General features: G+C 56.9%; 11 protein-coding genes. All 11 read left to right on the top strand.

Annotation, left to right across the window (positions count from 1 at the left end):
• Window positions 1-210 precede the first annotated feature (210 nt).
• The 11 genes from OHL19_RS07020 to OHL19_RS06970 all read left to right on the top strand — a co-directional run bounded on the left by OHL19_RS07020 (window position 211) and on the right by OHL19_RS06970 (window position 13,040).
• The gene (locus tag OHL19_RS07020; RefSeq protein WP_263356931.1) at window positions 211-1,218 is read left to right on the top strand and encodes a tetratricopeptide repeat protein; all 1,008 of its coding nucleotides are present in this window, start codon (window positions 211-213) and stop codon (window positions 1,216-1,218) included.
• A gap of 213 nt (window positions 1,219-1,431) precedes the next feature.
• Window positions 1,432-2,292 (top strand): undecaprenyl-diphosphate phosphatase, encoded by an 861-nt coding sequence (locus OHL19_RS07015; protein WP_263356930.1) that lies wholly within the window; start codon window positions 1,432-1,434, stop codon window positions 2,290-2,292.
• Window positions 2,293-2,569: 277 nt separating this feature from the next.
• Window positions 2,570-5,401, top strand: a complete 2,832-nt coding sequence (locus OHL19_RS07010; RefSeq protein WP_263356929.1) for a DNA translocase FtsK — start codon at window positions 2,570-2,572, stop codon at window positions 5,399-5,401.
• 67 nt (window positions 5,402-5,468) lie between these two features.
• Window positions 5,469-6,665, top strand: coding sequence for a YncE family protein (locus OHL19_RS07005; RefSeq protein ID WP_263356928.1), 1,197 nt, complete (start codon window positions 5,469-5,471; stop codon window positions 6,663-6,665).
• A 38-nt stretch (window positions 6,666-6,703) separates the two neighbouring features.
• Window positions 6,704-7,456, top strand: a complete 753-nt coding sequence (locus tag OHL19_RS07000; protein WP_263356927.1) for a response regulator — start codon at window positions 6,704-6,706, stop codon at window positions 7,454-7,456.
• Between the two features lie 86 nt (window positions 7,457-7,542).
• Window positions 7,543-8,214, top strand: coding sequence for a response regulator transcription factor (locus OHL19_RS06995; protein WP_263356926.1), 672 nt, complete (start codon window positions 7,543-7,545; stop codon window positions 8,212-8,214).
• Between the two features lie 529 nt (window positions 8,215-8,743).
• Complete coding sequence (locus OHL19_RS06990) at window positions 8,744-9,085, top strand: hypothetical protein (protein ID WP_263356925.1); 342 nt, start codon at window positions 8,744-8,746, stop codon at window positions 9,083-9,085.
• A gap of 33 nt (window positions 9,086-9,118) precedes the next feature.
• The gene (locus tag OHL19_RS06985) at window positions 9,119-9,652 is read left to right on the top strand and encodes a hypothetical protein (protein WP_263356924.1); all 534 of its coding nucleotides are present in this window, start codon (window positions 9,119-9,121) and stop codon (window positions 9,650-9,652) included.
• Window positions 9,653-9,674: 22 nt separating this feature from the next.
• Complete coding sequence (locus OHL19_RS06980; protein WP_263356923.1) at window positions 9,675-11,066, top strand: ABC transporter permease; 1,392 nt, start codon at window positions 9,675-9,677, stop codon at window positions 11,064-11,066.
• A complete protein-coding gene (locus tag OHL19_RS06975) occupies window positions 10,988-12,160 on the top strand; it encodes an FtsX-like permease family protein (protein WP_263356922.1) in 1,173 nt (390 codons plus the stop codon). The genes OHL19_RS06980 and OHL19_RS06975 overlap by 79 nt, the downstream gene beginning before the upstream one ends.
• An 85-nt stretch (window positions 12,161-12,245) precedes the next feature.
• Complete coding sequence (locus OHL19_RS06970; RefSeq protein WP_263356921.1) at window positions 12,246-13,040, top strand: SDR family NAD(P)-dependent oxidoreductase; 795 nt, start codon at window positions 12,246-12,248, stop codon at window positions 13,038-13,040.
• Window positions 13,041-13,103 lie beyond the last annotated feature (63 nt).

Here is a 13,103-nt window from a genome sequence, read left to right as displayed (position 1 = left end):
TCGAAGGGAATCTGCTTCTTCTTTTGCCCTCGCCCTTGCCGTTCTGTCCGTCATCCCCAAAGGAAATCTGCTGTTCCACCACAAACATCCACCACAAACATCCACCCACACAGCCAAAATTCACCATCCCTTCGCCTTCAACCCAAATCAAAGACCAATTTGCCCCAGTACGAACAGATCTACTCACATCCTTCCTTTATGATTTGGACTGTGAAAAACACCCTTGGCTTCGCCGCGACTATCGCCATCCTGATCGCAGCTCCCCTGATCGCTATCGGAGCCGATAAGCCTCAGGTGAAGCCACTCGCAGGCCCCAGGGCAACCATCCTGCGCGAAACACCGCTCTACGTCGCCCCGGATACAACATCGCAGAAGGTAGATCGCATCCAGGAGGGCCGCGAACTGGTGGTTGCCGAAACCAGTGGTCCGTGGGTGCGAGTCTTCGCCAACACCGACGTAGAAGAAGTGGATGAGCGCGACGCCCCCGTATTTGGCCGCGAAGAAGCTCCACCCCCCGTATCCGGCTGGATGCAGGCACGCGGCATCGTGCGCGATACCACCGAAGGCGGCGACCGTGTACTGATGGGCGAAGCAGCAAGCATGGAGATTCTGGCCGAAGATGCTCGCGGCCCCCGCAACGCAGGCCACGCCGCACGATTGCTCTACCGCCGCCTGGTGGAGTTCTTCCCCACCTCTCCGCTGGCCGCCGAAGCAGCATGGCGCGCTGCCGATATTCGCTGGCAGTTTGAGAAAGCCGATGTCTCCAAACGCCCATCCGCCAAAGAGCGCGAGGCCTATCTTCGCGAGCAGCTCTACGAAGATGAAATGAAAAAAGTCATCAAGCTTTACCCTCACTCAAAACAGGCGGATATGGCTGCCTTTGAGTTGATCGACAACAAGCTCTGCGGAGACTGGCAAGGCCAGGAAAAGTGCCCGGAGAAAGAATCGGCGTATTACGAAAAATTTGCGTCCGAGTATCCCAGCGGACCGCGCACTGCCCAGGCGCTCTATCAGGCAACGTATCGCCAGGCAGTTCTGAAAGATATGTACGCCGCAGACAGCAACGATAAAAAGAGCGATGCAGCCGCCAGTCGCGCCAAACAGATAGCGGCGCAATTACAGTCCAAGTTCCCTGAGTCGGACTACACCAGCCGCGCCGCAGCCCTTGTATATAAGCTGGAACAGGGCATCGCAGTCTACGGTTCAGACCGCGATTGAATTCCCGGAATAGTTTTGCAAGTCCTTCAGGTATCCTGAACAGGATAAAGCTGCAGTATTACCCTTTTGTAATCTGACTTTCCGGGACTGTTGTCTTATAACATTTGTCTGCTGGATTGCAATACGACGCACACATTGGATGGCGCATACGGCGTCGGTTTTTAAAAACCTCTCGGAGAAACCGAAGGTGGAGGAAGATTGAATAACTATTTCATGTCAGTAATTCTGGGCATCGTGGAAGGTCTCACGGAGTTTTTGCCCGTGAGTTCCACCGCGCATCTGCGCATTGCGGAAGCCCTGCTGCACATTGACCTGACCGATGCTTACTGGAAGATGTACACCATCGTGATCCAGTTAGGCGCGATCCTTGCGCTCTGCCTGCTCTTCATGGGCCGGATAATCGAGTTCATCCGCACTTTCCCCAAGGGAGAAAGCGGCAATCGCACCATTCTGAATCACCCCATCTCTCTCACGCTGATTGCGTTCCTCTTCACCGCAATCCCCGCTCTGCTGTTGAAAAAGATGATCAGCAAAAATCTCGAAAGCCTTCAAGTCATGGCCATGGCCCTGCTGATCGGTGGCATCGTGATGTGGGCGATCGATGCGTGGACAATTCGCCACGAAGCCGGCATCGGTGACGTGGAAGAGATGAGCCTGTGGCAGGCAATCTGGATCGGCCTCTGCCAGACACTCTCCGCTGTCTTCCCCGGCACATCGCGATCCATGTCCACCATCGCCGCCGCACAAATCGTGGGCCTGACTCGCGGCGCAGCGCTCGAATTCAGCTTCCTCATCTCCATCCCAACCATGATTGCCGCAACCGGTTACGACCTCTACAAAGAGGTGCTGCATCATCCCGCAGTCGCAGAAGCCACAGCTCCGCTGGTGATGAATACCGAGCGCTGGATCGTGCTGGCCATCGGCTTTGTTGTATCGTTCATCGTGGCTCTCGGCGTCGTCGAGTGGTTCCTGCAATGGGTGCGAAGGCATGGACTTGTCCTCTTCGCGATCTACCGCATCATCCTGGCAGTTCTGCTGCTCACTCTCGGGCACAAGATGCTGGGCATGAGCTAGCAATAAAACAAGAGCAGCGACGAGGCCGGGGCAGATGCTCCGGCCTCGTCGCATCTGGGCATCTCGATTTAGTCTTGCCCATCCTTTTTGTTTGGGCCATCCCGGTTTCGTCCTGGCCATCTCAGTTTCGGGGGTTGACTGCTAGGTTCCCCTCGCCTCCTTTTGGACCGAAAACTGCTTCTTCCCAGCGATAATAGAAACTGCTCTGGGATTTTCGACCGTTGGCTGGCTCGCTGGATGTATCGGCTTGAGTTCTGCCCACGGGTGCGTCCCTGCCATGAAACCCATCCGACTAGTCCCGACGCCGACCCGCAGTCGCCCACTGAACCTGCTCCTGGGCGCAGTGCTGGTGCTGCTCGCCGCGCTCCTCACGCTCTCTCTCGTTTCGTATCATGCCTCCGATCCATCCTTGAATTCCGCCTCCGGCATAACCGGCCCGCACGCCGTTCGCAATTGGATTGGGCCCACAGGAGCCTATCTCAGCGATCTGCTGTTGCAGGTGCTCGGCCTCACGGCCTTTGGCCTTCCCTTATGGCTTGGCGGGCTCGGCCTGACCTGGATTCGTTCGCGCTACAACGGTGCTGCATGGCTGCGCTGGACTGGCGTAATCCTCACGCTGGCGTTTTTCCCCGCCATTCTGGGCCTTCTGCCCTGGCACTGGCATTGGCTGCATATCCTGCCAATCGAGGGCGTCACCGGCAGGCTGATTGCCGATCTCCTCATTCGTTATTTGAATACGCAGGGCGCGTGGATTGTCGCAGCCGTCTTCTCCTGCGCAGGATTGTATTTTGGATCGAACTTCAGCTTCCAGGCCGCCTGGGGATGGAGTCAGGAGCGCTCGATCCAGCTCTCCGCACTCCATGATCGCTGGCAAAACTGGCAGGCTGACCGTGCCGATCGCCGAGCCGAAGAAGCCGCTGTTCGCGAAGCCGAACGAGGACCGATCGACCTCTCGGAACGCATGGAAGAGATGTCCGAAGCAGGCTCATCCGCCCGCACAAAAACCGGCTGGTTCTCAGGATTATTCCGCCGCCGTCAGCGCTCCGAAGAAGAGCTTCTCGACGAAGTTCCGGCAGTGCGTCGCGTAGGATTTTCCGCAGCGCAGGACGACGAAGATCTTCCCGCAAGCGTACGTCGGCCCAGCATCTGGGATCGACGCGAAGCAGAAGAAGCACCTGCGGCTCAATCCGAATATCCTCCTCTGGCAGTTACGGAATACCAGCCCGAGTACCGGCCTGATCACAGGCCCGAACATCGTCCCGAGCAAGTCCCGATCACCAGCCGCACAGCGAATCCAGCAGGCGGAGTAACCCGCATGCCTTCGCGCAACCGCGCCAAAGACGCCGCCTCGGAAGCCTTTGAAGAAGCAGCGGAACTCGCACCCATTCTGCCAATCTCGGAACGGCCCCTGCCTGATCGCGTAATGCCCGACCGCGCGATACCAGAACATGCGATGCCGGAACGCGCAATTTCTGAGCGCTTCGTAACAGAACGGACAATCCCCGAGCCAGCACCAACCCGTTTGCCGATGCGAGAACACCCCACACCTCGGGCTGAAGCTCCAGCAGAAAACCTCACCATCCACGAACGTGCCGACGCCGATCTGCGCACCGTCACCGTGGCTCCCAAGAACGTGAGCGGCTTCAAACTACCGCCCAGCACCCTGCTCCATCAAGGCGAAGAGCCACTCGCAATTCGCGAAGATATGCTGCGCGAAGAAGCCCGCAAACTGGTCGAGAAGTGCGGCGAGTTCAAAGTCAACGGCCAGGTCGTGCAGATCAATCCCGGCCCCATGGTCACCACCTACGAGTTCAAACCCGATGCCAGCGTGAAGTACAGCCGCGTCGCTGGCCTCGGCGACGATCTCTGCCTCGCCATGCGCGCCGAAAGCATCCTGATCGAGCGCATGGCAGGCAAAAGCACCATCGGCATCCAGGTGCCGAATCACGACCGCGAAACGATTCATCTCCGCGACGTGATCGAGTCGGAGACCTTCGCCAAGGCAAAATCTCGCCTCACACTGGCCATGGGCAAGGACATCAATGGCCGCATCGTCACCGCCGACCTCGCCGGAATGCCGCATGTACTGATCGCCGGTTCAACCGGCTCCGGTAAATCCGTCGCCATCAACGCGATGATCATGTCGCTGCTCTTCCGCACAACGCCCGCGCAGGTGCGCCTGATCCTTGTCGATCCCAAGCGCGTCGAGTTGGGAATGTATGAAGGCATTCCGCATCTCTTCACGCCCATCATCACCGAGGCCAAGCTCGCAGCGAATGCACTCCGCAACGCCGTCCGCGAAATGGAGCGCCGCCTCAAACTGCTCGCCAGCCGCAGTGTTCGCAATATCGATCAGTACAACGCCAAGCTATCGGAACAAGGCATGGCCAGCCTGTTCACCGATGCAGGCGAAGAAGAAACATCTCTGCCCTACATCGTCATCATCATCGACGAGCTGGCCGATTTGATGATGCTCGACCGCGCCAATGTTGAAGAATCGATCACCCGCCTCGCGCAGATGGCTCGTGCCGTCGGCATTCATCTGATCTTGGCGACGCAGCGTCCTTCGGTGGATGTAATCACCGGCCTCATCAAGGCCAACGTACCGACACGCATCAGCTTCCGCCTGGCCTCTAAAGTCGACTCGCGCACCATCATCGACGACAACGGCGCGGAGTCGCTGCTCGGGCGCGGCGACATGCTCTTCCGTCCGCCGGGAACCTCAAGGTTGATGCGCCTACACGCCCCTTATGTGAGCGAAAAGGAAACCGCGGCCGTCGTCGATTTCTGGAAGGCGCAAGGCGAGGCCGAATATGTCGAGGGCTTCCTTGAGGCGCCGCGTGAAGAACGTGCGCATGGCGAAGGCACCGGCGCCGCAGAGGACGACAACGACGAACTTTTCGACGACGCAGTACGCCTGGTCTTCGAGTTCGGCAAAGCCTCCACTTCCCTGCTGCAGCGCCGTCTACGAATCGGCTACGGCCGCGCCGCGCACCTCATCGACCTCATGGAGCGCGATGGCCTGGTCGGTGCTCCCGACGGTTCGCGTCCACGCGAACTACTCAAACATCCCGGCTGGCTGCATGAAGTCTCCGTCAGTGACGAATAAAAGCGGCTTCGATTGCTCGATCCACGTCCAACAAAGATAGGATCGTAGAATCCAGGACCGGAGAGCAATGAAAAGAATTCTGGCATTCTGTCTGGCATGCTGTGCCACCCTTGCCGCTCAAGAGCCGCCCAAAGCAACCGACCTGCCTGCCCACCCATTCTTCATCAAAACGACCTGGAGAATCGGTGGGGAGGGTGTATGGGGCAATCTTGCGATTGACTCCAAAGCACTCCAACTTTATATCGCCCACGGATCGGTCGTGCAGATCGTCGACCTGAACGCCGGCAAGTTGATGGGAGTCGTCCCCGACATCGGCGAGGCGCACAGCGTAGCGCTCGAAGACAGCGGTCAGTATGGCTACGTGACCGATGGACAATCCAGCCAGGTAAAGGTCTTCGACCGGCGCATGAAAGATGTTGTGGCCAATATCCGCAGTGGTCCCAGTCCGCAGGCAATCGTCTTCGATCCGGTGACTGCAACGGTCTTTGCAATTTGCGCCTCAATCGCGAGCGACCCGGCACAAACCACCGGTCCGACAAGATCGGTCGTTACCGTGATCGACAGCACAACCAACACCCGTATCGGTGACCTGCTGCTCGCGGGCAGGCTAAGCTTTGCGCAAACGGACCGCAACGGCCAGATCTTCGTGAACATCGTAGACCAGAACGAAATCGACAGTTTCGACACGCAAACAGTCGTCGCAAAGCTCCGTGAACTCGCTCGCGCGACGGAGACAGAAAAAGCGAAACATCCCTCCACTCCTCTTCCCGTTCTGGATTGGAGCGGGTCATCGACCTCATCCCAGGCATCAAGCCAGATCCATCGGCTCCATCTCGGATCGGACTGCAACGATCCCCAGGGAATGGCAATCGACAAGGATCAACAGCGCCTGTTCGTCGGTTGCAGCAACCTGAAGATGCTGGTTCTCGATGCATCCCGCGGCACACTGATCACTTCCCTGCCGATCGGTCCGGGAGTCGGCGGCATCGGGTTCGACCCCACGCGCGGCTTGATCTACAGCGCAAACGGAGCAGGATTGGGAAGCCTCACCGTCATCCAGCAACACATCTCCGATAGCTACGATGTCGTTCAGGATTTGCCCACCCGCAGCCGGGCCAATACACTGGCCGTAAACTCCGAAAATGGCGAAGTGTATCTCGTGACCGATATCGAGGGCTTTGATACCACCCACTCCGGAGGCATCGGATCCCTGAGAGTCGTTCCCATGAAGGGCAGCTTTCAGACACTGGTCGTCGGAAATTAGAATGACAAACACCTCCCTCGCAATGGCACACTGGAAACATGCCTGGCCCAACTAGCACTCCATCTCTTCCGCACATTCTGCTGATCGACGATGACCCCATCAGCCGCGAAGTTCTATCGATGCTGCTGGAGATGGAAGGCTTCCCCGTATCGTCAGCCGAGCATGGTCAACAAGCAGTGGCCATACTTTCAACATCGCAGCCGGAAGTGATCCTGATGGACACCCAGATGCCCGGCCTCAGCGGCATCGAGCTGGTTCACGCATTGCGAAGTGCCTCGCCAGCCCGCCTGATCGCCATCAGCGGCAGCGAGATTAACGCCTCCATTCGAGAAGCGACGGATGGTTTTTTGCTCAAGCCCATCGAAGCAGCCCATCTTGTAACTCTGCTCCAAAGCGGGAATCGAAACGAGAATAATCTCTCCACCGTTGCGGCTGGCTCTGAAGCTGAGCCGGAGCCGATCGATGTAGTTATTGATGTAGTTATTTTGGACAAACTCAAAGCAATGATGCCCGCCGCGGCAGTAACTGAGATTTATACCGCCGTTGCAAACGACCTGACCACCCGGCTGAATGCACTGCAACAAGCCATGAATGCGAACGACACCCCCGAAGTAGCTCGCATCGCTCACTCCATCAAGGGTGGATGCGCGATGGTGGGCCTTTCAAGCGCGATGCAATCCGCCGCCAGGTTGGAATCCAGTAACCTGCGTGAGACGTGGCCAAAAGAAGTTTTGCAGTTGCATAATGCACTTAAGTCATTACAGAGTATGCTGAAAGAAACATTACTGTAGTAACTTGGCTAAAGGTATCCAGTGAGCAATCGCTGCCGAATGCCAGAGTACCATCGAAGATTGAAGCACGAACACAAGGGGGAAGAATGTCGGCAACGGACAGATTGATTCGGATTGTTCTGGCGGATGACCATCCGGTTGTGCGCATTGGCGTACGCAACATGCTCTCGGCTCATCCCGGCTTTGAAGTTGTCGGCGAAGCGTCGGACGGCGATGAAGCCATCACGCAGACCCTGGAACTGGAGCCCGACATCCTTCTGCTCGATGTGCAGATGCCCCGCTTGCCTGGTCTTGAAGCCATGCGTGCCATCATGAACGGCACGCCGACGGTCAAGATCATCCTTCTGACCTCGACCATCACGACACAACAAATTATTGAAGCACTGCAGATTGGCGCTCGCGGCATCGTCCTCAAAGATGCACTGGCAGATCATCTGCAAACCTCCATCCGCACCGTCATCGCCGGTGACTACTGGATCGGCGGCAAGCGTGTCGTAAATCTCGTAAGCGCCCTGCACACCCTAATGCAACAAGCCGCAGTGCCGCAACGCAAAACCTACGGCCTGACTCCACGCGAACTGGAAGTCGTGGGCTGCATCGTTGAAGGCTGTAGCAATCGCGACATCGCAAAACAGTTCACCCTGAGCGAGGAAACAGTAAAAAGACACCTCTCCAACATCTTCGACAAAACAGGCGTCTCAACCCGTCTGGAACTGGCCCTATTCGCCATAGCCCACACACTGGTTACACCGTCATAACTCTGACCATGCCAGAGTAAGGCCCTCAGAAGTAATGCCGGATGCAACCTCAGCATTGCATCCGGTATTTATAAAGAATTAAATATCCATATTATGAGCTAACTTTTCCCGACATCCTGAGTCTTAAACTATCTATATAACTTCAGCCATCCCGCGTATAGCGAAAGGCCCGCTTTTAATACCTTACGGCTTGAAATATATAGCTTCCCCTGAAGCAACCTCCAAATTCCACTTACTAACTCCATAACAATTTCCTATCGACACAACAGATAACTCCTGCTAGTCTGACTTCGTCTAAAAATCATCCAAAGAGAATCAATTATCCGTGAAGGACTGCCTAACGATGAAGGTCTGCCTGACATAGTTTCTGGCTGGAGTCATAGCCCTACTCTTCATCCCTCAAACAATAGCGGCAGAGAACGCCATCTATCTCAGTACCGTCCTAAAGAATGTCGCCTTCGATAACAACATCGGGCACGTCTTCAAGATGAGGCACAAAGAGAATGACCCCACGGAAATCGCGATCCGCTTGCCAATCCTTATCGTTTATAACGCGGCTGGAGTGATGGTGTACTCCGGCTTCGACCCTAAGAAAAACAGCGCATTTTTGCGCGGATTACCACAATCCATCGTGGGTCAGGGAAAAGCCGAGGGGCTCTTGCAACGCAGCGAAATTTTTGATGCGGTCCCTTACTTTTCCACGGCCAAAAACGCCATCGAATCGGACCATCACGTTCTTGTGTTGTCCATCACGCAATACCCTTTTAGCCCGTGGAATGCTCTCCAGGACAATGCCGTTAAAGAGCTCGCTCAAAAAGGCTCAGCCTTGAAGATTGACGTTCTCCAGGCAGCTCTCGACATGAAAAATTAGCTCTACAACTGCCGAACCGGCAACGGAGAATTCGTGAACTGGAAACCAGCCCTGCTGCCAATTTTCGCGGCGCTTCTGATCGCTTTGTGTACCCCTACGAGCTTCGCTGCAGAAGACTCCATCTACATAACTACCGTGCTGAAGTTTGCTGACTTCAGCAAGAATGTGCTTCCTCTCTTTGAGAAAAAGAAGAGTGACGATGCGGTAAAGAACGTCACTTTCCGCTTGCCCTGCATTATGGTCTACAACCCAGCTGGAGTTTTGATTTATTACGGCAGCGACCCGATAGCAAACGGAAGTTTTCTGAATCATTTGCCGGAATCAGCTGTGGGTCGCACTTTAACCAATGGGCTACTGCAACGGAACGAGGTTTTTGCTGCCGTGCCTGACTTTGCCAAAGCCAAAGACACCATCAAGTCCGATCATCATTACCTGGTTTTTGCCCTTACGCAGTTTCCGTCTCACCCCATGTGCCTGCCGCAGGACAGTGCAGTTCGAGCGCTTCGCCAACGAGTCGGAGCAGCAAGTGTCGACGTATTGCAAATAGCTCTCGATATGAAGGGCTGACAGGGAGATTCAACCATTGATCGTGCGTGAAGTTCGCCGTTCTTTTCGGCGCAGTCCAATTCTGACGATGCTTGCCGGCCTGATTCTGGCCCTGGGATTTGCCGGATCAACCCTGGCCTTTACCGTGATGGCCGCCATGTCGCGCACCGGTTCTAACGGTCTGCTTCCGCTCTCCTTTGAAACTCTCGCCGAAGAGACAGTCGGAGGCGCATCCCGCTCGCTCCCCTGGCCAGCCTATGAATATCTCTCCAGCCACATCTCAGTTCCAGGGGTGGCAATAGCTGCTTACGGCGGCCCTGTGCGAGCCAGGTTACTGGCGCATGGGCAAGGCCGGGAAATCTCGGTTTCCGGCGTTTCTTCCAGTTTTTTCCCAGGTTTTACGCGCGGAGGAGTGTTTGCCGGAAGCTTTGCTCCGGGCTGGGACAACGGCTCTGGCGAGCCTGAAGTAGTGCTGGCCGAATCTCTTGCGAAGCAGCTCTTCGGCTCCGTCCACAGCGCGCTCGGCCAGGATGCAACTCTGAATGGCGGCCAATATCGTGTCATCGGCGTTGCACCGCGCAGCTTCACCGGACTTTGGGCGGAAACAGATGCCTGGGTAGCTCCAGAAAAGATGATCGCACTGGGAAACGGAAGCAGGGCCGCAGCCTCGAATACCAGGTCGCAATCCGCATCCGCTGAACGCATCTCATGGAAGATGGAGCCGATCTTTTTTGTCCTGACAGCATCGTCCACGCCGACAGTGCAGGGAAATCGTATTGCATTGGAGCGGTTTGCCCACGCGCCTGAAAATCGCCGCTTCCACCTTCACCTCAGCGACGGCCTGACAAACGATCCAGTGCGGGACGCCAAGCTGCGCAGTTGGTCTCACTTGACCTTCATCGTAGCGGTAACTCTGATCGTGGCTGCGGGCTTGAACTATGCTGGCCTGCTGCTCGCCCAGGCTCCGCGCCAGGCCGAAGAAATACGGCTCAAGCGCATCCTCGGAGCGCGAACGCTTCGGCTTATCGCGGAGGGAATGTGCGGCCCGGCATTTACCGTACTGGCATCCTTTCTACTGGCCGCAGCCGGGACAATATTGTCGCTGATATTTTTCGGCAAACAGGCAGCCGTCCTTCTTCCGGCAGGCTCCATCTCGTGGCCGAATGTAACGCATACCTTAGCCGTGGAACTGGCTGCGGTTTGCCTGCTTGCCGCCGCCATTGCATTGCTTCCAGCCCTGCGTCTGCTGCGCGAAGGAGGTGCACCACGACTGGGATACACCTCCACCGGGGACAAGTGGACGGGCATCGCCATGCGATCCATGGTAGCGGTGCAAATGGCGTCGTGCATCGTGATGTGTCTGCTCGCCGCACCATGGTCCAGGCAGTTCGCGGCCTGTCGCAAGAGGCGCTTGGCTTTGAACCGGCTCACCTGACAGCAATCGAAATCGGTCCGGTTACAAAGCAGTCCATCGTCAATTTTTCCACCGGCGGCGGCGACGATTTTCCCTTTGCGACATTTACCCGCAACGTGCTGAGCGGCGCCGGAGATCGAGTTCCAGAGATACATTCGATCGCTGCGGCTTCCTGCGCACCATTCGGGCAAGCGATGAAGACGCTCACCCTGCAACGCCTCGACCAAAGTTCAATCCCCTCAGCTTCGATTCATTACTGTGGAGTAACGCAGAGTTATTTTCAGACCATGGGCAACTCCATTTACCGCGGGCGCCCATTCTCCGCGGATGAGTTTACCCACTCCGTCTCGGAGGTTGTCGTAAACAGGCAGCTTGCCCGAGAACTATGGCCAGGCGAAGACCCGCTGCATCGCAGCATTCGCATCGAGGATCCCAATTCTCCAATCAGTTTCACCGCCGAGGTCGTCGGCATCACGGACGATATGCGCTTTGCCGGAGTGACCAGTTCCCCCGAGGCCACGCTATTTTTGCCATTGCGAGAAAATGTATTTGCACTGTCCTTTCCGCTGTACTTCCTGCTGCAGGGCAACCAGTCGCCGGTTGCGTTGAGCGAGTTGATCCGGCAGCAGGCGGACGCATCCATGCCATCCTTTGGCGTAACCGCCACATACCGGATTGATGAGCGCCTGGAAGCGTCCTTTCTGGAGCAGAGAGCTCGCCTTTTTCTGCCGGTAGCAGGCGCCGTAACGGTCGCGCTGATCGCCTATCTCGGGCTGTATGCCGTTCTGATGTACGCGGTCAACAACAGGCGCAGAGAAATTGCCGTCCGCCTCTGCTTTGGAGCGTCGCGCTGGGATATTCGACGAACCATGCTGCGGCAGGCCTTCCAATGCGGAGTGGCAGCATTGGGGCTGTCATTGATCTCGTGGAGACTTCTGGTAGAGCTGGCAACCGGGCAATGGATGGGAGGCACATCCTTATCGTCCACACCCTGGTCGTGGACCACTGTGGCAACAGTTCCCCTGGTAGTTTTAGCCCTCGCGATCTCAGTCGCCATGCTGCCGGCCAATGCAGCGGCAAAAACCTCCCCGGCAAAGATGTTGAAAGATCAATAAGCAAGCACACTGCAGAGGCATTCCATGTTCGCGCTTTAGAGGCAGAATGCTCCAGCTTCCGGCAACTCTTAGCTACACTGTGTGCATGAGTCTTAAAGCAAAAATCGTCTTCATTACCGGGGCCAGCTCCGGAATCGGCGAGGCCACGGCTTATGCCTTTGCCTCCGAGGGAGCGCGGCTGCTGCTTGCCGCACGCCGCCAGGACAAACTCTCCGCCGTTGCCAGCAAAGCTCTCGAAGCAGGCGCACAGGCTGTCCACGCCTTCGAACTCGATGTGCAGAAACAGCCCGCCGTAGCCGCTGCAATTGCAGCGCTGCCTGCCGAGTGGTCAGCGATTGATGTCCTGATAAACAACGCCGGTCTGAGCCGTGGACTGGACAAACTCTACCAGGGCCACATCGAGGACTGGGACGAGATGATCGACACCAACGTAAAGGGCCTGCTCTACGTCACCCGCGCAGTTGTTCCCGGCATGGTCGAGCGCGGTTCCGGTCACGTGGTGAACATGGGCTCGACAGCAGGCGAGCTTACCTATCCCAACGGAGCCGTCTACTGCGCCACCAAGGCTGCAGAAAAGGCCATCAACGACGGTCTGCGCCAGGATGTACTGGGCACGCCGGTCCGCGTTACCAGCATCGATCCCGGTATGGTCGAGACCGATTTCAGCAAGGTACGTTTTCGCGGGGACGAAACTCGTGCAGCCAAGGTCTACCAGGGAATCACTCCGCTCTCCCCCGTCGACGTTGCCGACGCCATCGTCTGGGCAGTCAGCCGCCCGGCGCACGTGAACATCGCCCACGTCCTGATGACGCCCGTTGGGCAGGCTAATTCCCTGCTCTTCCATCGCGAGCAGGCAGGCACAACTGGAAACACCCGTTAAAGATGTAGCGGCTAAACACGTACGGCAGCAGGGACCTGTGCCCCTGCTGCCGCAGCGAATCAT

This window comes from Acidicapsa ligni (assembly GCF_025685655.1).
In the GTDB taxonomy this organism is placed as follows: Bacteria; Acidobacteriota; Terriglobia; order Terriglobales; family Acidobacteriaceae; genus Acidicapsa; species Acidicapsa ligni.
The sequence above is the reverse complement of the archived record's forward strand: the minus strand, read 5'-3'. Positions and strand labels throughout refer to the sequence as shown.

Excerpts from the sequence above, each read along its gene's own strand:
- OHL19_RS06970 (WP_263356921.1), top strand. The coding sequence starts at position 12,246 with ATGAGTCTTAAAGCAAAAATCGTCTTCATTACCGGGGCCAGCTCCGGA.
- OHL19_RS07005 (WP_263356928.1), top strand. The coding sequence starts at position 5,469 with ATGAAAAGAATTCTGGCATTCTGTCTGGCATGCTGTGCCACCCTTGCC.
- OHL19_RS07010 (WP_263356929.1), top strand. The coding sequence starts at position 2,570 with ATGAAACCCATCCGACTAGTCCCGACGCCGACCCGCAGTCGCCCACTG.
- OHL19_RS06995 (WP_263356926.1), top strand. The coding sequence starts at position 7,543 with ATGTCGGCAACGGACAGATTGATTCGGATTGTTCTGGCGGATGACCAT.
- OHL19_RS07015 (WP_263356930.1), top strand. The coding sequence starts at position 1,432 with ATGTCAGTAATTCTGGGCATCGTGGAAGGTCTCACGGAGTTTTTGCCC.
- OHL19_RS07000 (WP_263356927.1), top strand. The coding sequence starts at position 6,704 with ATGCCTGGCCCAACTAGCACTCCATCTCTTCCGCACATTCTGCTGATC.